15 protein-coding genes are annotated in these 21,283 nt (G+C 73.1%); 6 read left to right on the top strand and 9 right to left on the bottom strand.

Annotated elements, in window-relative coordinates; translation table 11 throughout:
* Positions 1-177 precede the first annotated feature (177 nt).
* From FH715_RS04340 to FH715_RS04355, 4 genes are all read left to right on the top strand, one after another.
* Positions 178-2,184 (top strand): glycoside hydrolase family 127 protein, encoded by a 2,007-nt coding sequence (locus FH715_RS04340; RefSeq protein ID WP_139640822.1) that lies wholly within the window; start codon positions 178-180, stop codon positions 2,182-2,184.
* 110 nt (positions 2,185-2,294) lie between these two features.
* Positions 2,295-2,801, top strand: a complete 507-nt coding sequence (locus FH715_RS04345; protein WP_139640824.1) for a hypothetical protein — start codon at positions 2,295-2,297, stop codon at positions 2,799-2,801.
* A gap of 118 nt (positions 2,802-2,919) precedes the next feature.
* On the top strand, positions 2,920-4,029 hold the full coding sequence (locus tag FH715_RS04350) for a helix-turn-helix domain-containing protein (RefSeq protein ID WP_139640826.1): 1,110 nt from the start codon (positions 2,920-2,922) through the stop codon (positions 4,027-4,029).
* A gap of 139 nt (positions 4,030-4,168) precedes the next feature.
* The gene (locus tag FH715_RS04355) at positions 4,169-4,585 is read left to right on the top strand and encodes a PIN domain-containing protein (RefSeq protein ID WP_139640828.1); all 417 of its coding nucleotides are present in this window, start codon (positions 4,169-4,171) and stop codon (positions 4,583-4,585) included.
* 191 nt (positions 4,586-4,776) lie between these two features.
* On the opposite strand, the gene FH715_RS04360 is transcribed toward FH715_RS04355, so the two are convergent.
* From FH715_RS04360 to FH715_RS04375, 4 genes are all read right to left on the bottom strand, one after another.
* A complete protein-coding gene (locus FH715_RS04360; protein WP_139640830.1) occupies positions 4,777-5,952 on the bottom strand; it encodes an SGNH/GDSL hydrolase family protein in 1,176 nt (391 codons plus the stop codon).
* Between the two features lie 110 nt (positions 5,953-6,062).
* Positions 6,063-6,638 (bottom strand): TetR/AcrR family transcriptional regulator, encoded by a 576-nt coding sequence (locus FH715_RS04365; RefSeq protein WP_139640832.1) that lies wholly within the window; start codon positions 6,636-6,638, stop codon positions 6,063-6,065.
* Between the two features lie 162 nt (positions 6,639-6,800).
* Positions 6,801-10,484, bottom strand: a complete 3,684-nt coding sequence (locus FH715_RS04370; protein ID WP_139640834.1) for a hypothetical protein — start codon at positions 10,482-10,484, stop codon at positions 6,801-6,803.
* Positions 10,474-11,325: a DUF4132 domain-containing protein gene (locus FH715_RS04375; RefSeq protein WP_139640837.1), complete on the bottom strand. Its 852-nt coding sequence runs from the start codon at positions 11,323-11,325 to the stop codon at positions 10,474-10,476. Before FH715_RS04375 ends, FH715_RS04370 begins: the two co-directional genes overlap by 11 nt.
* Positions 11,326-11,695: 370 nt before the next feature.
* Between FH715_RS04375 and FH715_RS04380 the strand changes: the two genes are divergently transcribed.
* Together FH715_RS04380 and FH715_RS04385 are read left to right on the top strand one after the other, a co-directional pair.
* Entirely contained in the window at positions 11,696-12,652 is a 957-nt protein-coding gene (locus tag FH715_RS04380; RefSeq protein WP_425472665.1) for a lytic polysaccharide monooxygenase auxiliary activity family 9 protein, read from the top strand.
* Positions 12,653-12,897: 245 nt separating this feature from the next.
* On the top strand, positions 12,898-13,641 hold the full coding sequence (locus tag FH715_RS04385; RefSeq protein WP_139640839.1) for a class I SAM-dependent methyltransferase: 744 nt from the start codon (positions 12,898-12,900) through the stop codon (positions 13,639-13,641).
* A 481-nt stretch (positions 13,642-14,122) separates the two neighbouring features.
* On the opposite strand, the gene FH715_RS04390 is transcribed toward FH715_RS04385, so the two are convergent.
* From FH715_RS04390 to FH715_RS04410, 5 genes are all read right to left on the bottom strand, one after another.
* On the bottom strand, positions 14,123-15,145 hold the full coding sequence (locus tag FH715_RS04390) for a glycoside hydrolase family protein (RefSeq protein WP_139640841.1): 1,023 nt from the start codon (positions 15,143-15,145) through the stop codon (positions 14,123-14,125).
* Between the two features lie 125 nt (positions 15,146-15,270).
* On the bottom strand, positions 15,271-16,560 hold the full coding sequence (locus tag FH715_RS04395; protein ID WP_139640843.1) for a TRAP transporter large permease: 1,290 nt from the start codon (positions 16,558-16,560) through the stop codon (positions 15,271-15,273).
* Between the two features lie 8 nt (positions 16,561-16,568).
* Complete coding sequence (locus tag FH715_RS04400) at positions 16,569-17,210, bottom strand: hypothetical protein (protein ID WP_139640845.1); 642 nt, start codon at positions 17,208-17,210, stop codon at positions 16,569-16,571.
* Complete coding sequence (locus tag FH715_RS04405) at positions 17,207-19,360, bottom strand: hydantoinase/oxoprolinase family protein (protein ID WP_139640846.1); 2,154 nt, start codon at positions 19,358-19,360, stop codon at positions 17,207-17,209. Before FH715_RS04405 ends, FH715_RS04400 begins: the two co-directional genes overlap by 4 nt.
* 115 nt (positions 19,361-19,475) lie before the next feature.
* Positions 19,476-21,146 (bottom strand): FAD-dependent oxidoreductase, encoded by a 1,671-nt coding sequence (locus FH715_RS04410; RefSeq protein ID WP_139640848.1) that lies wholly within the window; start codon positions 21,144-21,146, stop codon positions 19,476-19,478.
* Positions 21,147-21,283 lie beyond the last annotated feature (137 nt).

The following is a 21,283-nucleotide window of genomic DNA, read 5'->3' on the forward strand; positions in this document are numbered from 1 at the left end:
GCGTTGACTCCGGGGCGGCCGTGCTCCTAGAGTCGCGGCGAAGGCAAACGGTTTCCCGCACGTTGCCGCACCGCACCCACACCGCACCACACCGCACCGCACCGCCCGGCTCCGGCCGCCGGCCGAACCCGCCGGGCCCGCCCGGGCCTTCCCGCCCCGAACCACTCGGAGCCGCAGATGCCCCCCTCCACGTCCGACCGTTACGCCACGCCCGCGCGACCGAGCGAGAACGCCACGGTCGCGTCGCGGCCGTCCGCCCGCGTCACCGTCACCGATGGCTTCTGGGCGGAGCGGCGCCGGATCAACGCGCGCGTCAGCATCGCCCAGGGCCCCGACCGGCTGACCGAGGCCGGCAACCTCCGCAATCTGCGTCGTGCCGCCGACGGCGAGACCAGTGGTTATGAGGGTGTCCCGTTCATGGACACCGATGTCCACAAGTGGCTGGAGGCCGCCGCCTGGCAGCTCGGCGACCCGACGACCGACCCCGCACAGGCCGCCGAACTGACGGACCGCATAGGGGAGTTCGCCCGACTGCTGGCCGACGCGCAGCAGCCGAGCGGCTATCTCAACTCGTATTACCAGGTGGCCAGGCCAGAGGTGCCGCACTTCCAGGAACTCCGCTGGGGCCACGAGCTGTACACCGCCGGGCATCTGATCCAGGCGGCGGTCGCCCACCACCGTTCCACCGGCGACCGCGCACTCCTCGACGTGGCCACGCGGTTGGCCGACCACCTGGGCGAGACCTTCGGACCCGAGGGCTCCGGACGGCCGATCGACAGCGTCGACGGCCACCCCGAGATCGAGACCGCGCTGGTCGAACTCGCCCGCGAGACGGGCGACTCGCGCCATGTCGAGCTGGCGGGCTACTTCCTCGGGCGCTATGGTGGCGCGTTCCCCACCCGGGGCACCAAGGGCCCCGCCCGCCCCGGCTACTGCCAGGACCACGTCCCGCTGCGCGAGGCACCCGCCGTCACCGGCCACGCCGTCCGCCAGCTCTATCTGCTGGCCGGCGCCGCCGACGTGGCGACGGAGACCGGAGAGGCCGAACTCCGGGCCACGGCCGAGCGGTTGTGGGAGGACATGGCCAGCAGGCAGAGCTATCTCACCGGGGGCGTCGGCGCCCACCACACCGACGAGGGCTTCGGCCACCCCTACGAACTGCCCAACGAACGCGCCTACGCCGAGACCTGCGCGGCGATCGCCGCCGTCCAGTTCGGCTGGCGGATGGCGCTGCTCACCGGCGAGGCGCGCTACTCCGACCTCGCCGAGCGCACCCTCTACAACGCGGTGCTCTGCGGCGTCTCGCTCGACGGGGACACCTACCTCTACGACAACCCGCTCCACGTCAGGGACGGCCACGCCGACCAGGAGGGGCTCCGGCCGCGTCGCACGCCCTGGTTCACCTGCGCCTGCTGCCCGCCGAACCTCATGCGGCTGCTCGCCTCGCTGCCCGGCTACCTCGCCTCCACCTCCGCCGACGGGAACACCCTCCAGATTCACCAGTACGCCACCGGCACCGTCACGGCCCCGGTCGCCGGGGCCGAGGCCGCCCTCCGGGTGACCACCGACTACCCGTGGGACGGGCGGATCGCGTTGGCCGTCGAGGCGACCGGTGCCGCACCGTGGACGCTCGCGTTGCGCGTGCCCCACTGGTCAGCTGACAACTGGGCGCTGCTGGTCAACGGGGCCGAGCCGGCGGCGACCGCGTGGCGTTACGACGACGGTTGGCTCCTCCTGCACCGGAGTTGGGCCTCCGGCGACACCGTGGAGCTGACGCTCGACCTCGCGCCGCGCTTCGTCCGCGCGGACCCCCGCGTGGACGCGGCACGCGGCTGTGTCGCCGTGGAGCGGGGGCCGTTGGTCTACTGCGTCGAGGGCGTCGACCTGCCGGCGCTGCCCGAGGGGCTCGGCCTGGACGACCTGGTGGTGGACACCGCCGCCGGCATCGGCATCTCCGAGCGGGACGACCTCCCGGGCGGCGTCACCGGCCTCACCCTCGCCGGGCGCGTCCGGGCGCGTCCGACACCGGACGCCCACGCGCCCTGGTGGCCCTACCGCTCGACCACGACGGCGCCCGCCGAACCCGAGGGCGAACCCCTGACCCTCACGGCCGTTCCCTACTACGCCTGGGCCAACCGCGAGGTCTCCCCGATGCGCGTCTGGCTCCCCAGCGCGGCGGGCTGAACGCGCCACCCGGCCGGTCCCCGGCACGACGGCCGCCCCCGCCCGGCGACACCGGACGGGGCCGGCCCGGGCGGACGACAGGACCTGGTGAACTGACCAGTATGAACGCCATGGACCAGTCGACTTCCTCCGAGTCCCCCACCCCCTCGCCGCCACCCGCGGCGCTCCGCGCGTTCGTCGACCGGGTGGCGCTGTGGCGCATCCGCTTCGCGTGGTCCGACGAGTTGGTGGCGGCGGCCTGTGACGCGCTGGTCGCGGGCCTCGACTCGCCGGCACTGTGCCGGCTGGCCGGCCTCTCGCGTCGCGAGGTCGACTACGAGATCCCCCTGCTCATACCCGAGGTTCTGGGCGAACTCGGCTTGTGCGCGCCGCAATCGGACCCCCGGACGGATGCTGCCGCCCTGCGCGCCCTGGCGGCGTTGACCGTCAGGGGCGAGCTGAGCCCGGGACGTTTCGTGGCCGAGACCCAGGGCCTGCTGATCGAGGACCCGAAGGCCGACGGCAGGCTCGCGGAACTCTGCGGCGCATACGGCTGGGCCGAGTGGAACGACGTCGCCGACCACGCCGCCCTCGACGCCGGCGCCCTCGCGGAGGCGCGGCGCCTCGCCGAGTTATAGCCCGAAACCCCTCCCTTGTTCGATCTCTCGTTCGGGGCCCGCTGTCGGCGCGCACTCGAATCGGGCGGTGGCGCGCACAGGGATGCCGACCCGCGCCAGGTGTGCAAAAATCACACACATGGATGCGGCGCAGGGCTGGGGTGAGGTGGGCGAGCGGATCGCCGAAGCGCGTTTGGCTGCCGGCCTGAGCCAGGGAGAGCTGGCCTCGCGGCTGGGGCTGGACCGCACCGCCGTCGTGCGCGTCGAGGCGGGAGAGCGCCGGGTCTCGGCGCTGGAGCTGTCGACCCTGGGGCAGGCGCTCGGGGTGCCGATAACGCACTTTCTCTCCAGACCACCCGCGTCCCTCGTCTCGCGCCGCGCGGCGTTGGAAGAGTCGGCGGACGGTATGTCCCGCGCGCGGTACCGGCTGGACACACGGTTGGAGGAGCACGCGCGTAACGCCCGTTGGTTGGTTGAGGAGGGTTTCCTCATGCCGCCGACGGCCGATGTCGTCCTCCGACGTGCCTCCGCGCGGGACAGCGTCGATCCCGCCGCTCTGGCCGACCGCGCCCGGGAACGCCTGGGTACGCCGACCGGTCCGCTGGGGGCGATGGTGGATGTCGTGGAGCGGTTCGGACTCTTTCTGACCGTTGTCGACGAGTCGGCTGAGGGAGCCTCGCTGCTTGCGGACGGCTATGGCGTCGCGGTCATCAGTGGTCAGGCGATGCCGGGAAGGCGTCGTTGGACAGCGGCCCACGAGCTGGGACACCACCTGCTTCAGGACGAGTACCACAGCGATGCCGGGGTGGCCGCCGGGCGGGACGAGCGTGAGCGGTTGATCGACCGGTTCGCGGAGCACTTTCTCCTTCCCGCGGCCGACGTGCTGGCCGCCTGGCAGCGGCACGGGGCGGGGCGAACGCCGCGGCCCGTCCTCTTGGGACTCGCCGCGACCTACCGCCTTTCCTGGAGCGCGGTGGTGAACCGGGCCCGGCGCCTGGACCTGCTCTCCGGGCAGGACGCTCGACGAGAGAAGGCGAACGTGCCCACGCGCGGTGACTTCCTGGCGACGTTGGGAGAGGCGCCGACACCGGACCTCGCCATGGGGGAGACGGGCAAGCTCTGGCGCAAGTCGGTGCTCAACGCCTGGGAGGTCGGGGCCATCACCGCGCCACGGACCGTTCAACTGCTCTACGGCGCGCTCGGTCCGGACGAGCTTCCCACGCGCGACTTGGAGGATCCTCTGCCGTGAGTAACGCGTCCGCCTCCGTGCAAGGCGCGGCGAACGTGCTGGTCTGGGATGCCTCCCCCCTGTTTCACGCGGCTGCCGCCGCGAAGCTCGACGTGCTGGGTGATGTCGCTCGTGCCGAGGGGGCAGGACACGGAGAAACGTGACGACTCAGACCGTGGTCGACGAGCTGCGCCACCACGGGATGTCGTTGGCGGCGGCCGACTGGCTGGAGGTTGTCCATGTCGATCATCTGGCCGAACTGGCAGCTCTGGTGCGCTGGATGGAGAGGGTCGCGGGCGCGAACTCCAACGAGGGGGAGGCGACCGTCCTGGCCTGGGCCGAGGTGCACGACGCGGTCGCCGTCGTCGACGACGGCGACGCGCGACGCATCGCACGGCGATACGGGGTGCCGGCTGTCTGGGGTTCCCTGCGCGTGATAGCCATGGCGGTCGGCGCGGGACAGACGACCGAGTACGTCGCCACCAGTCTTGTGGACGCGCTGGTGAACTCCGGGGCCCGCTACCCCTGCGCCCGGGGGGAGTTCATCGGCTGGGCGCAGGCCAACGGGCTGCTCTGACCGACACATCTGGCCGCCGCGGCAGCCAGGTGCGCGGGCTGTTGGCCGGCGCGTCAATGCCGACGACGGCCCTGAGCACTTCCAGGTCGGGCGGCACCGCACCGTATCGGCGGTCGGATACCGGAACGGCGCGTGGGCCGGTGATCGTTCCGGGCGCGCCGGCGCCGCGCGTGCGCGGGTGCGGTGGGCCGTCAGGCGCGTCGGAACGCGCCGCCCGTGCCGAAGGCCAGCTCGGCGAAGCGTTCTCCGACGCGGCGGTGGGCGGTCGCGTCCAGGTGCAGGTTGTCGGGGAGGGGGAGCTCGGCGTTGTCGGCCTCGCCGTAGAGGAGTCGGCCGTCGAGGAGGTGCAGACGGGGGTCCTCGGTGGCGCGTTGGGTGACGATGCGGGTCAGTTCGTCCCTGATCACCGCGAGCGTCAGCCGTCCCGCGGCCACCTCGGCGGGGTCACCGGTCGCGCGGAACGCGACGTGGCCTCTCGCCAGCGCCTCGGGGTCGAACGCCCCCGGCCCCGGGGTGTCCTCGTGGATCGGGCAGTGCAGCGGGGTGACGACGAGCAGCGGTGCCGTCGGATGACCTTCCCTGATCGTGTCGAGAAAGCCGTGGACCGCCGGGCCGAAGGCGCGTAGCCGCATGAGATCGGCGTTGACCACGTTCAGTCCGATCTTGATGCTGATGAGATCGGCTGGGATGTCGCGCAGCGCTTGGGCGAGGAACGGGTCGAGCAGCGCGCTGCCGCCGAGCCCCATGTTGACCAGCTCCACGTCGCCGTGTGCGGCGGCCACCGCCGGCCAGGTGCCGGTCGGATGTGTGGCGTTGGAGCCGTGGCTGAGGGAGCTGCCGTGGTGCAGCCAGACGGGGCGGTCGGTGTCGGTGGCCGGTTCCACGGGCGCGTCGGCGCGGAGCGCGACCAGCTCGGTGGTCTCGTTGTGCGGCAGCCAGATCTCGACGCGTTTTGACCGGTGCGGAAGGCCGGCGAAGCGGAGTGTGACCGGTTCGCCGGTGTGGTGTGTGGTGGTGCCTGACGTGAGGTCGACGGTGAGCGTGTCCCCGCCGCCGACCGCCGTCGCCTGGCCGGCGAGTGCGCCGTCGACCAGCAGCTCGTAGACGCCGTCCGGGCGCGGGGGCAGGCCCGGGTGGACGCGCTTGGTGGGCAGGGCGTCGAGCTCGACGACGGTGGCGGCGGTGCGGAGGGCCAGCCGCACCCCGGAGGGCTGGGACTCCGCCAGTGCCAGTTGCGGGTCCTGGCACTGGGCGCGCGCTCGCGCGGGCAGGCGGTGCGGAAGCAGGCCGCGGGGCGTGCGTTCCAGTTCGAGCGCTCCGCGGAACAGCTCGGGGGTGAGGGACGTGGTGATCAGTGAGGTGGTCATCAATGGGCTCTCATCGAACGAGACCGGCCCTGAGCAGGGCCGAGAGGGGGAAGGGGGCGAAAGTTCGGAAGCAGGGGGAGTCGGAACAGGTCGGGAACGACGAGGTTCCGTCAGGGGACCGGCTTGGGCCAGTTGCGGAGCAGCGCGTCGAGGGCGTCCAGCGTCCGCAGCCAGGTCGTGTCGGTATCCGGCGCGCTGTGGCTGAAGCCGCCGCCCAACTCCAGGCTGACGTAGCCGTGGAAGAAGCTGCCGAGCAACCGCACCGCGTGGGTCTGGTCCGGCTCCTCCAGCGCGTAGCCGCGCAGGATGGCGCGGGTCAGCCGCGCGTGCCGGACGCCGGCGCTGGCGGCGGCCGTCTCGGGGTCGAGCCGCAGCCGGGCCGCGGCGTAGCGGCCCGGGTGCTCGCGGGCGTAGTCCCGGTAGACGTTCGCCAACGCGGCCAACGCGTCCCGGCCCGAACGCCCCGCGACGGCCTCGCCGGCGAGGTCGGCCATCTCCTCCAGCGCGAGCAGTGCGATCCGTGTGCGCAGGTCGTGGGAGCCGCGCACATGGGAGTAGAGGCTCGCGACCTTGACATCGAACCGTCGTGCCAGCGCCGAGACCGTCACCTGGTCGAATCCGACCTCGTCCGCCAACTCCGCGCCGGCGGTGGTCAGTCGCTCGGCCGTCAGTCCCACGCGTGCCACGGGCTCCCCTCCTGTCGCACCTAAGCCCCTCAAGGGGTTACCTAAAGAGTATAGGCAGAGAGTGTAGGGCGCTAGGAAGTATGTGTCCGGCGCCTCGTCGAAGGTGCTCCGCCGGTCACCCCGGCCCCGGCGGAGCACCCTTCGACGGTCATGTCGGAACCGTCACCCGGGCGGGCGCCGTCGAAGGGCTTCCGCCAGCCGCTTCGCCATCATGGGCTGGTTCCACAGCTGCCCGGGGTCGTTGGGCATCGCCGCGTCATACGTCTCCAGGCGGGCCTCCGTCGGTATCCGCCAGAGTCGATCGCACGCGTCGGCCGCCTCGGTCACCTTCAGTCCCAGCGCGGTGCGGGTCTCGGGCGCCAGGTGCTGGCCGGTGCGGACACCGCTGGCGTCGACTCCGGGGAGACCCGTCAGCCACAGGGCCGCCTCGGCGTGCCCGATGCCGGCGGTCTTCGCCAGTTGGTCCGCCGTGTCGGCGGCGAACGGCACCGGTTCTCGTCGCTCCAACTCGCGTGCCAGCGACCGCAGTCGTTTCACGGTGGCCCAACCCCGGGGCACCGGCCGGGAGTCGATGTACCCCGGCGGCCGGGATGCCTCGCCGCGTTGGAGGAAGACCCTGGCCCCCCAGTTCTCGGCCGCCCGCGACCGGGCCCAGTCCCCGGCGTGGACGGCGATGTCCAGCGGCAGCAGCCTGCCCCGCTCGGTCGACTCGGCCACCGGGGCCCCCTCGCCCCGGTCCTCTCCCGGGTCGAACAGGCCGCGGCGCAGCGCCGGATCGTTGAACGGGGAGGAGGCCCAGAACCGCAGCAGCGCGATCACTGCCGCGCGGTGCTCGGGGGAGGTGACGGCGCTGGCCGCGCGGATGCCGAGGCCGCCGATGCGGCCGGCGAGCTCCGTCCAGTCGTACGGGCTCCGGTGGACCGACCAGTGCGCCATGGCGGACTCGCCGTCGATCGCGCCGGTGAGGAACGCGGAGGCAAGCTCCATCTGCCGTACCGCTCCGCCCGCTCCCTCGGGGGTGTGGCTCACCAGGCCGTGGAGGGCGCCGTCGAGGTGGTGCTCCTGGACCCCGAGGACCTGGGGAGTCTCCTGGCCGAGCACCTTCAGGAGCCTCTCGCGGTCCCGTATCCGGTGGTGGGTCTCCTGGAGGACGCCCATGAGGCCGTCGAGGAGCAGGGGATGGCTGACCTCGGGGAGCAGCGTGTCCAGCGCCTTGCGCAGCGCCGGGGTGGAGGTGGCCGTCGCGGCCAGCAGCGCCCGCACGGTGTCCTCGGGGATCTCCCGCAGCGCGCGCGACCCGGTCAGGTCGCGGGGGGTCAGGAAGTGCCAGAACGCCTTCGGCGGCATACGCCGCGTGCCGGCGGCCATCGGGGGCGTGTGGGGGACGATCCAGTCCTGGTCGCCCATGTAGACCCGCCAGTGCGCGGCGCCGGTCTCCGGGTCGCGCGCGGTGACGTGGTAGGCGCCGTCGAGCAGCAGTCGCCGGTCCGTGCCGGGAACGTCCAGCAGCCCCCAGGGAAGGGAGGGTTCGATCGACCAGCGCCCGTGCGGCAGGAACCCGGTCATCGGGGAGGCCGTGCCGTGGACGCCGTCGACGCGGTGGTAGCGGAGCCGTCCCGTGACGCGGTCGTAGGCGACCCGGAAACCCAGGTGGATGCCGTCGGTGCCCAGCGGGGAGGCGGCGGTGCCGGTGACGGCCGGGGCCAGCGACGAGGAGTCGATCAGCCAGGTCTCGTTCTCCCCGAGCAGGGAGGGGTCGAGGAACGCGGGCGGGTCGGGCTCGTCGAGCTGACCGGTGGCCAGGTCGACGGGGCGTGGCACCCGGGACTCCCGGTCGACGCCGGTGTACCACCAGTACGTGTGGCCGTCGTGGAACATGTGGCCCTCGGGGCCGACCCGCCGATCGCCCACGGCCAGGAGCACCGGTCCGGCGAACCGCCGGGAGCCGGGGCCGAGGAAGGTGTAGCCGGAGCGGGTCTTCTCGCCGTACCGCCACTTCCACGAGGCCGCGGTCTCGGTGTGGATCTGGTCGGGGGCGCCGGACCAGTACAGGCTGTCCTGGCGATTGACGGAGTGGAAGACCTGGAACTGCCCCTCGGAGAAGACCGCCCGGACGTCGTAGTTGAAGGCGGCGGCCCCCTTGGGGACGACCAGCCGGTGCTCCGCGACGCGGCCCTCGGGGCCGATCGCGAGGGCCCTGCGGCGGTCGTGCACGGTCAGGACGGGCCAGCTGGCGCGGCACCAGTTGTCCTCCTTCAGCTCCGTGGCGGCCTCGTCCAGGGCGTCCCAGCCCAGCTCGTCGAGGATGCCCGCGCGAAGGGTGCGGGTCAGCGGCGTCACCAGGTCGATGTCGGCGAGACGGTCGAGAAGATCCGGAAGCTCGGCCGCCGCCCGTCGGGGGAGTCGTTGGTAGAGCCAGTCGCACGAGTCCAGGGCGCTCTGGAGGGGGCCGGAAGTCGCGCAGCGCAGCCGGTCGTCGACGATGTCACGCAGGAGGGGGCGCAGCGGCTCGATCGCCCACTCGCGCTGCCAACGCCCATTGGACCAGTGGCTTTCGAGGAGGGAATGGAGCAACGGGTCCCTGAACCGGTCGTCGGCGACCAGCGCCTCCAGGGCGGAGCGGTCCTGCTCCCACCAGTGCCCCAGCAGCAGCTTCGGGTCCGGGTCCGACAGCGGGACGCCCGCCGAAAGGCAGCGGCCGATGACCGCGGCGTCGACGTGGTACGGCCTGGCGGTGCCGTAGCCGAGGTGCACGGGGTCCTCGTCGGGGGCGATCCGCGTGGCCAGGCGCGGCAGGACGTCCAGCAGCTCGTCGGGGGCCCTGGGGGGAGGCGGATCGGTCCCGCGGTAACGGCGGAGCATCGCCGTCAACCACCGGCCGGTGTCCTCGCCGAGCTGGTCCAGGGCGCCGGCCTCGTCGAGAAGGGCGACCCACCAGGCGTCCATCTCGGAGTACGGAAGCTCGGTCAACTGCCAGGCCATCTGCCGCTTCGCCGGGTCCGAGGCGGTGAGGGCGGCCAGCCAGGTCTTGCGCTGCGAGGTCCAAAAGCTGTCGGCGGCTCGCCAGAACGCGGGTGCCTCCACGAGGGCCTCCAGCAGCGACACGTGCTCGGAGGCCGGGGTCAGACCGGCGGCCTTGGCGAGCTTGGTGAGCTGCCTGAGCATCTCGGGCCAGGGCGGCAGCCCGCCGAGCGTCCGGCGCACGGCCAGCTCGCGCAGCTCCCGGTAGGCGCCAACGGGGTCGGGGCGCCTGCCCAGCTCCGCGACATGGGCCTTGACGTCCTTGACGGACAGGGCCCCGGCGAGGGCGAACTCCAGGAACACGGCCCGCTGTCGAGCCGGGTCGACGGACGGCAGATGCCGGTCGGCCGCGCGTGCCCGGCCGAACATCAGCGCGGCCTGCCGGTGGCGACCGGCGGCGACGCACGCCCGTGCGACCTGCTCCCAGTAGGCGGGGAGGTGGGCATCCGGCAGCTTCGTCGCGATCTCCGCGTACAGGTCGAGCGCGGCCCCCGCCTCGGGGCCGAGCAGCCGCTCGGCGCACGCCATCTCGGGTGCCGCCGCGAGGGCCGTCCGGGCGCCGGCGGGGTCGTGGAGCACGGCCCACGCGGGGTAGCCGGGCTCCCGGCGCCGTCCGGCGGCCACGGGCGGGCCGGCGTCGGGGGCGGAGAACCCGGCGGCGGCCAGCACCCGGTCCTCGCCGGGCGCTTCGGCCTGGCCGGTCAGCCGGACCACGGGGCGGGTGCCGAGCAGGGGGTGGGTGTAGCGGCGCGCGGTGACCGGCTCGCCGCCGGACGCGTCGGGAGGCGCGAGACCCGCTTCGAGCGCGATGCGGTCACTGGTCATCGGTCTTCCTCCCCGCGTGGATCAGCTCTGCCATGCGCACGCCCTCGGACCAGGCGACCGGGCCGACCTCGCCCAGCGCGACCGGCCGTTCGGAGGCGTCCACCCACAACAGCCGCCCGGTGTCGGCGGGGAGGCCCGGGTCGTCGGCCCCCAGCCAGTAGCGGGCCTGTAGGGCGACGTCGCCGTCGACGACCCGCAGCGTCGCGAAGCCACCGCGCACCACGAAGCCGTGGCGGGCGGCGCGTGCGGTGGCGTGACGCAGCTCCTCGAACTCGGCGCCGGCGTAGTCGTCGAGGCCGGTGGCTCCGGGCGGGGTGGTGTCGGGTCGGTGATGGACCTCGCGGGTGAGCTGGGCGACGCCCTGCGCCGACCCACGGAGCGTGAGCCGCCTGAGCCATCGCGTCAGGTCGGGCAGCAGCGCGGGATGCGGCAGGGTGAAGGGACCGACCGGCGGGGTCTGGGGGGTGTCGTCCTGGTCCACGAGGGTGGCGCGGCCCTCGTCGGTCACCTCCGTCAGCAGACCGGTCCGCCCGTCGACGATCACCACGAGTTGGGCGAGGGCCGAGCGCCAGCTCGGATCGGGCCAGACGCGGGCGACCAGTGCCGCGGGTACCGGTATGCCGGCCAGCAGCCAGGACTCGACGGTGGTCCGGCACTCGTCCTCGTGTCGCACCAACCGCTCGCGCAGCTCGGAGAGTCCGCGGCCCGTCCGGCTGTCGCGCGCGGCTCTGGGGATCGATCCCAGCTCGCGGCCCTGGGGCTTGCGGCACCTGAGAGTCGTTCCGTCGAGGGCGAGTTCGTGCTGCGGGGTGGCGGGATGCCACACGAGTGGTGTTGCCATGCCGGGCATCCTGGCAGCCGCCTCTGACAATCCGCGTGGACGCCGGGCCGGGCGCGGCCGTCGTCCCCGTGCCGTCCCCGTGCCGTCCCCGTGCCGTCCCCGTGCCGTCCCCGCGAGGGCGAGCGGGAGGGGGCGGGCGCCCGGCGGGACGGGCGGGTGGGCTCGGTTGGCCGGAAAGCGGCGCCGGGAGGGTGGCAACGGCCGGAAGCAGAGCTTACGGACGACGGAAAGCGGGGCTAACTTCCGCCCTAGGGAGCGCTCCCACGCACGGCAGCATCACCGACGACGGGCCGTCGGCGCATCGGCTTCGGGGCCGGTGCCGCCGGTTCGCCCTACTCGGGAGACGACTCTTCTTCCCAAGGAGTGACCCGTGTCCAACGAATCAACCGGTCCGAGACCCAGAGCGGCCAGGCGCACCAGGGCGCGCGGCGGGTTCCGCTTCCTCAGCGTGCTGGGGACGGGGCTCTTCGCCCTGCTGATCGCGTCCCTGCCCAGCCCGGCCGCCGCTCATGGCTCCACCATCCTCCCCGGGGCCCGCACCTATCTGTGCTACCTGGACCTGAGGGAGAACGGCAGCACCCAGATGCCCTCCAACGCCGCCTGCGCCTCGGCCGTGCAGCAGAGCGGGACCACCCCGCTCTACAACTGGTTCGCGGTGCTGGACTCCAACGGCGCCGGCCGGACGACCGGTTACATACCGGACGGCACGCTGTGCAGCGGTGGCAACCGTGGTCCGTTCGACTTCTCCGCGTACAACGCGGTGCGTTCCGACTGGCCCACCACCCACCTGTCCTCCGGGGCCAACATCGAGCTGCGGCACAGCAACTGGGCGCACCACCCCGGCCAGTTCAACGTCTACATCACCAAGAGCAGCTGGTCACCGAACCAGTCGCTCGGCTGGGGTGACCTGGAGCAGATCAGCACGGTGACCAACCCGCCGCAGCGCGGTGGGGTGGGCTCCGAGGAGGGTCACTACTACTGGAACGTTCAGCTGCCGAACCGTTCCGGTCAGCACATCGTCTTCGTGCACTGGATTCGCTCGGACAGCCAGGAGAACTTCTACTCCTGCTCGGACGTCGTCTTCGACGGCGGCAACGGCCAGGTCACCCTCGGGGACCGGACCCTGAGCGCGGAGCAGGTCGCCGCCGCGTCCGACGAGGCGACCGCCGCCGACGCGGCGCGGGCCGCCCACGCGGACCACGCCGACCACGCCGACCACGGGGGCGGCGAGAGCGCGCGCGGGGCCTCGACCCTGTCCGGCTTCTCCCTCGGGACCGTCTCCGTGGTGCGGGCCGTCGGTTCGGACCTCGCCGGTCTGCTCTCGTAGCCAGTGGTCAGTGGTCAGTGGTTAGTGGTTAGTTGGTCAGTGCCAACAGAACCAGTAGACCAACAGGCCAGTAGACCAGTAGACCGGTAGTCCGTCGTCGGAAGTCCCCGGCCCGTGGCCGTGACCCGCGACCCGTGGTCACCGGCCCGGGCGTCGGTGGCTTGGGCGTGCGGGCTACCATCCTGGCGGATGCCGTGCACGGCATCCGCCAGGATGGCGAAGGTTCGGTCGGTGGCGGGAGTGGGATGACGGGCGCGAGCGGGACCCCTCGGCTCTACGGCGAGTTGGCGCCCTGGTGGCCGTTGATCTCACCGGTCGAGGTCTACGAGGAGGACGCCGCGACCGCCAGGGAGCTGTTCGGACTGGCGCCCCGCCCGGTGCGGGAGGTGCTGGAGCTGGGCAGCGGCGGCGGGCATCTCGCGCGTCATCTGCGCGACACGTACAGGCTGACGTTGGTGGACCTCTCGCCCGAGATGCTGGCGGTCTCCCGCGAGGTCAACCCGGGGACCGAGCATCTGACGGGCGACATGCGGGAGTTGAGGCTGGGGCGGGAGTTCGACGCGGTGCTGGTCCATGACGCGGTGGACTACATGACCACCGCCGCCGACCTCGCGGCGACGTTCCGCACGGCCCGCGCGCATCTGCGCCCCGGCGGTGTGGCGGTCTTCTTCCCCGACCATGTCGCCGACACCTATGAGCCGGTGACCGACTGCGGCGGCAGCGACGCGCCGGACGGCAGCGGAGTGCGCTATCTGGAGTGGAGCCTGCCGCCCGAGCCGGGCGCCACCAGCGTGCGCACCGACTACAGCTTCACCCTGCGCGCGGCCGACGGCTCGGTGCGGCTGGTGCACGAGGCGCACCACACGGGGCTCTTCCCGGTGGCGCGCTGGCAGGAGCTGCTGGCCGAGGCCGGGTTCGCGGTCACCACCGTGACCGAGCAGGGCGGCGCCGAGCGCACCCTGTTCGCGGCGCTGCGCCCGCCGGCCTGACCCGGGGAGAGGCAGCCCCGGCCCCGAAGAAGAAGCACCCGCGCGCCCGGACGGGAGAGTGCGGGCGCGCGGGGAGAGCCGGACGGCCGTTCCGGGGGCTGGTCGGATGGTGGCCGGGGCCGGCTCCGTTCGTGGGGTGGGCCGGCCTGGTTTTCGGCGGGCCCCGCTATTTCTGCCGCTTCGCTTGGTCTCGCTGTACGCGGAGAAGAATGCCCGGCGTGCGAAGGCCGTGAATCCTCTTCCTGGTGCGTCTTTTCGTTCGGAACGTAACCGCAGCTCATCGGCGGCGTCAAGGAGTTGTTGCGGGGGTTTTCCGCGTCCGCGTGAATTCACGGGGAGGGAATGCGGGAAAACGTTCGTCCCTGCGTTCGGAGCAGTAATCGCGTGGAGAATGTCGCGCACCGTGTGGACAAAAACGCGGCGCGGCCGGGACGTTCACGGGGGAACGTCCCGGCCGCACGGTCTCACCGCGGGGGTCTGCTCAGGACACGGCCTTGGCCACCGCGATCGAGCCGGAGAGCCGTTCGCCCGCCTCGTAGACCATGTAGGAGACACCCCGGTCGGTGCCGAACGAGGGCGCCGCCGACCGGCCGTTGTCCGGCGCCCCGGAGAGCGGGGTGTGGAAGACGCCGAGGTGGTTCCGGAGCGAGAAGTCGTTCCCGACCTCGGTGAGGAACATCCTGCCGCCGCTGGCCTTGTCCGAGTGGTAGACGACGTACGCGCTGCCGTTCCTGGTCAGCAGGTGGGGGCCGCTGATGTCGTTCACTCCGACGTCGGTGTGGCGGATCAGCGGCTCCTGCGAGAACGTCCACTCGCGGCCGTCCCTCGACCAGCCCCAGCCGATGTCCCGGTGGTTGCTGGCGTTGTTGATCATGAAGAGCATCACGTAGCGGGCGTTGTCCCGCGCCGGCAGGTCGTGGCGGAAGACGCGGGCGTAGGAGGCCTCGCTGCTGCCCTCGGGCAGCATGGAGGTGTGGAGCACCGTTTTGTCGTAGGTGAAGTTGATGCCGTCGGTCGAACGGGCCAGCCGGGTCGTGCGGTTGTCGCCGTGGAAGTACAGCCACATCTCGCGCTCGTCCTCGTTCCACAGCACGTGCGGTGAGGAGACGTGCGGGACGGAGTAGTGGTCGTCCCAGACGTTCCCGACCAGCGGGTTGCCCGGGTACTCGGTGAACGGGCCCTCCAGCGAGTCGCCGTAGGCCAGGCAGATGCCGCCGGGGTCCTCGTGCGGCGCGTAGTAGAGGTAGTAGCGGCCCAGAGGGTCGCTGAGCCGGTCGTAGACCCCCCGTACACAGGGGAAGATGATCTCCAACTGGCTGGGCGGATAGCTCAGGTCGGCCGGGCGCAGCAGCGTCGCGGCGTAGCGGTAGTCGGGGAAGCCGCCCGGCGCGGCCGAGGCCGCTCCGGCGTTCAGCGCCGTCGCGGCGCCGCCGACGCCCAGCAGGGTGCCGGCGGCGGCGCCGCGCAGCAGCGTGCGGCGGTCGACCGAGGGGGTGTGGGGCATGACTCGTTCTCCGTTCGTCGTTGAACCGTTGGTGGGGGGTGCGAACGCGGGGCAGAGAGGTGGTCAGGTCAGGGAACGTCAGGGAACTGGTCAGGTCAGGGAACTGGTCAGCTCTCGGCCGGTGGTCAGACGTACAGCGAGGCCGTGACGATCAGCCCGCCGAGCGCGACGCACCAGACGTAGGGGAGGGTGCGCAGCATCACCTGCTGGGGGCTGACCCCCGAGTACTGCGCGCTCCACACCGTCTGGGTGCTGGTCGGGTCGGCGACGCCGAAGACCTGGTTGTAGGAGGTGGTCAGGCCCAGCACGGCGATCGCCGGGTAGATGCCGGCCGCGATCAGCACGCCGGCGATGCCGGCGCCCAGCCCGTACACGTTCAACGGACCCCGGTAGAGGCACAGCGGGACCAGCGCGCCGAAGACCAGTACGAAGACCACCGGGTTCTGCGGGCTGACGTTCCTGACCAGTGGCTCCAACGCCTCGATGGAACCGGGGAGTTGCACGGCGGCCAGCAGGATGCCGATCGCCACGAAGAGCACGATCGGCGCCGCCGCCACGTCGAACGAGGCGTACAGGGTGCGCAGCAGCCGGCGGTTCATCTCCCGCGGCCTGGTGGTGGTGACCAGTGCGAACAGCACGCCACCCAGCAGCGACGGGATGATCGCGATCTCCAGCCCCAGCGCCAGCACCAGCGGAACCACCGGGGTGAACAGCGCGTACCAGGGCGCGTCGCCCAGCCGCCGCCGGCGCGAGGGGCGGCGTTCGGCCGAGGCGTCCACCGACTTCAGCGACCAGGCGTGCTCCACGCCCCGCCGGCGCGTCTCGACCAGCACGAAGAGCACCGCGAAGAAGGCCGCGAACGGGAACAGCTTGATCATGAAGTTGCGGACCGTCTCCACCGGCAGGTCCAGCGCCGTCGAGAAGAACTGCCACACCGGCAGCTCGAACGGCAGCCCCGCCGCCAGGCCCATCAGGATGGTGCCGGCGGCGGTCACCTTCGGCACGCCCACCGCGATCATCGCGGGGATGCCGATGATCCCCGCGAGCATCGCCGCCGGCGCCGAGCCGGTGACCGTGCCCACCAGCCCGGAGACCGCCAGCACGCCGAGCGCCACCACGGTCGGCCGGTCGCCGCCGAACTCGACGATCTTGCGGACCAGCGTCCCCGCGATGCCCGTCTCGTCCAGCAGCTTGCCGAGCCACGAGCCGAGCAGGATCGCGATCATCGTCGCGGCCAGGCCGGCGGAGCCCTCCTGGAGCACCGTGTCCAGCACGCTCTCCTCGCCGGTCAGCGGCGCGCCGGTGACCAGGGCGATGGAGACGCCGAGCAGCACCAGCGCGAACGCCGTGGGCAGTTTGCCGGAGAGCATCAACACGACGCCCACCAGCATCATCAACAGAATCACGACACCCATGGCGACACTCAGCTCTCTCTCGACGACACCGCGTGGGTCAGCGCGGCGGTCAGCAGCAGGGGACTGCGGCCCAGGCCGCAGACGGTGTGGGCGAAGGCGTGGGCGGCCAGCTCGTCGGCGCCGGCCACATGGCCGAGCCGCCGGAAGCGCCCCACGCGCAACGCCGTGTGGTCAAGGCGGCGGCGCAGCTCCGCGCGGTGGGCCCGGTCGCCCAACAGCCGGTGGCCCTCCTCGTGGACCAGCGCGGCCCGGCGCGCCGCGCCCGGTGGGAACCAGTCGCGCCATCCCAGCAGTTCGACGGTCTCCTCGGCCAACGCCAGCGTGTCCGTGAAGAGTTCGACCGTCTCCACCGGCCGGGACCGGTAGCGCGCCAGCAGCATCCGGTCGTCGTCGAGACCGCCGTCGCGCTCCACGACGCGCGCGCCGCCCGGCAGGTCCTCGTTCCCGGCCTCGGGGTGCGCGGCGGCCAGCTCGGCGCCGAACTCCGTGGCCACGCCCGCCCAGCGGCGCAGCTCCGCGTCGTCCCGACCGGAGTGCAGCGGGATGTTGGCCAGCAGCAGCCGGCCGAACTCGACGTCCTCGGTGGCGGCCAGCTCCGCGCCGCGCGCCCGCAGCGCGCGACGGCCCGCCGTCGACGTGGGGGCGCTCATGAGCGGGCCTCCACCACGGCGATCACCGGTTCGTCGGCGGAACGCGACCGCAGTTCGCTGCGGGCCAGCGCCAGCAGCGGCTGCGCGTCCAGCACGCCCGACAGGTCGGCGATCCGCGAGCCCAGCAGCAGCCGCACCGCCGGCGCCCGCACCCCGCCGTCGCCGTAGGCGGTGGTGTCCCGCACCAACGTCGCCAGCAGCTCGGGCGCCTGGCCCACCGTCGTGGACGCCACCGTGGCGTCCGCCGCGTGCAGCCGCACCACCCCGTCCGCGTCGACGACCCGCACCGGGTGCGTCGACCGCCGGAAGCGGCGGCTCCTGGTGGTGCCGTAGACCGTGTGCGTGGGCGTGCGGCCCAGCTCCTCGACGCGTTCCGACTCGGTCTTGAGGCTGCGGGCCGCCGCCGCCAGCCGCTCCGCGTCGTCCGAGCGGTGCGCCCGGTCCTGGGTGCGCAGCTCCGTGGCGCCGGTGGCGACCGCCCGCACGGTGTTGGTCTGCGGGTCGACCGTGACCTCCACCTCGACCCCCGCGGGGGCCGCGCCCTGCGCCACCACCGCCTGCTCGGCCTCCGCCCGCACCGCCAGGATCTGCTCCTGCGTGGCGCCGGGGATGATCCGTTCGATCTGCTCCCGCACCAGCGCCAGCGCCACCCCGATGGGGCTGATGACCTCGTTGTGCTCGGCGATCCTGCCGGGCAGCTCGGTCACCTCCGCCAGGTGCGGGGTGACGCTGGCCGCGCCGCCCCCGCCGCCGACCAGCACCACGGCGTCCCGGTCCAGCCGGTAGTCGCGCAGCATGGCGTCGACGACCGCCCGCACCTCCTTCACGCCGGCGTCCAGCACCGCCCGCGCCGCGCCCGCGACATCCGTGCCGAGCGCCTCGGCGAGCGGGGCCAACGCGGCGCGCGCGGTGGCCGGTTCGGCACGCGCGAAGTCGCCGTCCGGCACCTCGCCCAGCGCGTTGGCCGCGCAGGTCATCGTCACCGCGAACCGCCCGCCGGCCGCGTCCAGCACCGCGTGGTCCTCCGGGTCGCCCGGCAGCGGCGCGATCCGCGCCAGCCGGGCGTCCGCCAGCTCCTCGGGATCGGCGAAGCAGGCGTAGCGCAGCCCCGCGATGTGCGCGCTACGCGGGCCGGCGGCCACCACCTTCCCGTCCCCGATCCGCACCATCGAGCCGCCGCCCACGCCCACCGTCCGCACGTCCAGCGCCGGCAGATAGGAGGAACGGCCCAGCAGCGTCGCGTGCCGCACGGCGACCTTGCCCCTGCGGATCACGCTGATGTCGGTCGAGGTGCCTCCGGTCTCCAGGAAGACGCCCTCGCTGATCCTCTCCCGCATCAGCGCGCCCGCCACCCCGGCCGCCGGGCCCGACAGGACCGTCAGCAGCGGCCTGCGCCGCATCTCGTCCAGCGACATCACGCCGCCGTCGCAGCGCATCACCATCAGCGGCGCCGTGATGCCGGCCTTGGCGATGCTGCCGTCCACCAGGTCGGCCGTCGCCAGCATCCTCGGCAGGATCGCCGCGTTGACCACCGCCGTCCTGGTGCGCTTGCGCAGCCCGTAGAGCGAGGTGATCTCGTGCGCCGCCGTCATCGGCAGCCCGAACTCGCGCGCCACCTCCACCACGGCCCGCTCGCCCTCCGGATCGTCCACGCTGAACGGCTCGCTGACCACCAGCACCCCGACGCCGCCGTCGACCAGGCCCCGGACCGCCTCGCGCACCGCGCCCGTGTCGTGCGGGTCGGGCACGTGGGCGTAGCGCAGCGGGAAGGGGTGGTTCTCCGTCAACGGCAGCTTCGCCAGGGCCCGAAGCCGCCTGGTCAGCGCGGCGCCGGGCCCGGTGCCCACGCCGATGAGGCCGACGGGGGAGACGTCGCCCTCCAACAGGGCGTTGGTAGCCTGGGTCGTGCCGTGGGCCAGGAAGGACACCTCGGCCGCGGTGTGGCCGGTCTCGGCCAGCAGCCGGTCGAGCGCGGTGACGATGCCGTGGGCCACCCCGTCCTCGTGGTGGTGGCTGGTGGGCACCTTGACCTGGCCGACGAGCGTGAGCGTCGTGGCGTCTACGGCCACGGCGTCGGTGAAGGTTCCGCCCACGTCGATGCCGACGCGGATCTGGCGGGTGTGCGGATGGGTCGGCCGGTGAGAGGTCATCGTCTGGACACCTCCTCGTGTCTTCGCGTTGTGGTGGTGGGTGGGGACGGCCGGGCGGGCCAGGTGGAGCTGACTCGCCCGGCAGGTCGCCCGCTGGGGGCGCGCCGCGGGCCGTTCAGTAGCCCCGCACGTCGGGCCAGTGCCGCTGGACGCCCTCGCGGTCCAACCGGCGCAGGAAGTCGGTCAGATGCTTCTCCTCGCCCCTGACCTGGTGGGGAACGAGGCCCTCCGTCAGGCAGTGCGCGGCCAGCGCGCCGGCGGCCTCGCCCACGTTCCACTCCACCGGGTGGAGCCGGTAGCAGCCGTTGGTGACGTGGGTGGTGCCGATGTTCTTGCCGGCCGGCAGCAGGTTGGTCACCCGCCGCGGCAGCAGCGCGCCCAGCGGGATCTCGAACGGGACGGACGCGATGTCCACGTAGTTGTCGCCGCCCGTCGAGGGGTGCAGGTCGATCCGGTAGGCGCCCACGCCCACCGAGTCGGGGTGGCGGGTGCCGCCGTAGGGGCCGACGATCTCCATCGACACGTCGTGCTCGGTGACGGTGGTCACCGCGCGGATGCGCCGCGCCTCCCGGACGTACGCCGCCTTGGCCAGGCCGTCGACCGTGCCCGTCACGTCGCCGCGCGCCCGCAGCCCGGGGAAGCCGGTGCCGCCGTCCGGGCGCGGCGCCTCCGTCTGGAGCCAGTACAGCACCGACAGCGACAGCTGCCGCGCGCCGTGCAGCGCCCGGCGCTCGCCCTCCTCGCCGAGGCCGACCAGCGGGGACTCCCAGTAGTCGTTCAGCGGCCAGTTGACCAGCGTGATGTCCGAGTCGAACGCGCCCTCACGGTGCAGCTTGCGGGCCAGGATGCGGCGGAAGCCCCACAGCTCCTTGTCGCCCGCGTCCGCGCTCTGGTCGGCCGAGACCGCCAGCGGGTCCTGCTCCGGGTTGGGCTCGAAGGTGCGCGGCACCGACTCCAGCGAGCGCGGGTCCGGCGCCTGGAACCCCAGCAGCGGCCCGGGCCAGAACGGCGGCCGGTAGTCGCGCCAGAAGGCGTAGTCCTCCGGCCGGTCGATGGTGTGGTCCTCGCCCTCGTGGTGGGAGAGCGCGAAGCAGAACGTGATGCCCTGCTGGTTCAGCGGGTCGGCCTGCTCGGGGGCGTGCGGCTCGTCGTGCTCGGAACGCGCCTCGGCGCCCAACACGTGCTCGACGCCCGCGAGTTCGAGCAGCTCGCCGGTCTCGGTCGCGTCCAGCACATAGGGCGCGGCGACCGTGTGCCGGCCGCCGCCGCGCAGGTCGCGCAGCGTCACGGCGCGGACCTCGTCGCCGTCGGTGTGGGCGGCGACCGGGCGGTGCTCGGTGAGCACGGTCAGCCGGCCGGCCGCGCGGTGCGGCGCCAGCATCCCCTCGATCACGGCGAGCGCGACGCGCGGCTCGACGCACAGCTTGCTGACCCGGCCGGCGCCCGGGTTGAGCTGCGGCAGCGCGCTCGCCTCGGAACGCAGCGGGTACCACTGGCGGTAGTACTCCCGCATCCGCTCGCGCAGCGCGCGGTAGCTGGCCGTCACGCCGAACTGCTCCACCCACGGGTGCTCGTCCGGCGGCACGGCCTGCGACGTCAACTGCCCGCCGACCCAGTCGGTCTCCTCGGTCAGCACGGCGCGGTGCCCGGCCCGGCAGACGGCGAGCGCCGCCGCGACCCCGCCGAGCCCGCCGCCGACGATCAGCACGTCCGTGACGGACTCGCGTGCGTCAGCCGGCGAGGCGGGGGCGGGGGTGGGCGTGGTCACGGTGTCGGGGGTCGGCATGGGGTCTTCTCTCCCTGGGTGGTGCGGGCCCCTCCGGGGGGGCGACAACGGTGCGGTCGTGGTGGGGCGGTTCGCCGGGTGCGGCTCGCCGGTGGGCGCCCGCGCGGTTCCCCGCGCGGCCCGGTGGCCGGGCGGTG

It is taken from the genome of Streptomyces sedi, assembly GCF_006335015.1.
GTDB lineage: Bacteria > Actinomycetota > Actinomycetes > Streptomycetales > Streptomycetaceae > Streptomyces > Streptomyces sedi.

What these genes read in the sequence shown, in the direction of transcription:
- FH715_RS04345 (WP_139640824.1), top strand. Translation starts at nt 2,295, where the DNA reads ATGGACCAGTCGACTTCCTCCGAGTCCCCCACCCCCTCGCCGCCACCC.
- FH715_RS04350 (WP_139640826.1), top strand. Translation starts at nt 2,920, where the DNA reads ATGGATGCGGCGCAGGGCTGGGGTGAGGTGGGCGAGCGGATCGCCGAA.
- FH715_RS04395 (WP_139640843.1), bottom strand. Translation starts at nt 16,560, where the DNA reads ATGGGTGTCGTGATTCTGTTGATGATGCTGGTGGGCGTCGTGTTGATG.
- FH715_RS04410 (WP_139640848.1), bottom strand. Translation starts at nt 21,146, where the DNA reads ATGCCGACCCCCGACACCGTGACCACGCCCACCCCCGCCCCCGCCTCG.
- FH715_RS04385 (WP_139640839.1), top strand. Translation starts at nt 12,898, where the DNA reads ATGACGGGCGCGAGCGGGACCCCTCGGCTCTACGGCGAGTTGGCGCCC.
- FH715_RS04400 (WP_139640845.1), bottom strand. Translation starts at nt 17,210, where the DNA reads ATGAGCGCCCCCACGTCGACGGCGGGCCGTCGCGCGCTGCGGGCGCGC.
- FH715_RS04405 (WP_139640846.1), bottom strand. Translation starts at nt 19,360, where the DNA reads ATGACCTCTCACCGGCCGACCCATCCGCACACCCGCCAGATCCGCGTC.
- FH715_RS04360 (WP_139640830.1), bottom strand. Translation starts at nt 5,952, where the DNA reads ATGACCACCTCACTGATCACCACGTCCCTCACCCCCGAGCTGTTCCGC.
- FH715_RS04390 (WP_139640841.1), bottom strand. Translation starts at nt 15,145, where the DNA reads ATGCCCCACACCCCCTCGGTCGACCGCCGCACGCTGCTGCGCGGCGCC.
- FH715_RS04370 (WP_139640834.1), bottom strand. Translation starts at nt 10,484, where the DNA reads ATGACCAGTGACCGCATCGCGCTCGAAGCGGGTCTCGCGCCTCCCGAC.
- FH715_RS04375 (WP_139640837.1), bottom strand. Translation starts at nt 11,325, where the DNA reads ATGGCAACACCACTCGTGTGGCATCCCGCCACCCCGCAGCACGAACTC.
- FH715_RS04340 (WP_139640822.1), top strand. Translation starts at nt 178, where the DNA reads ATGCCCCCCTCCACGTCCGACCGTTACGCCACGCCCGCGCGACCGAGC.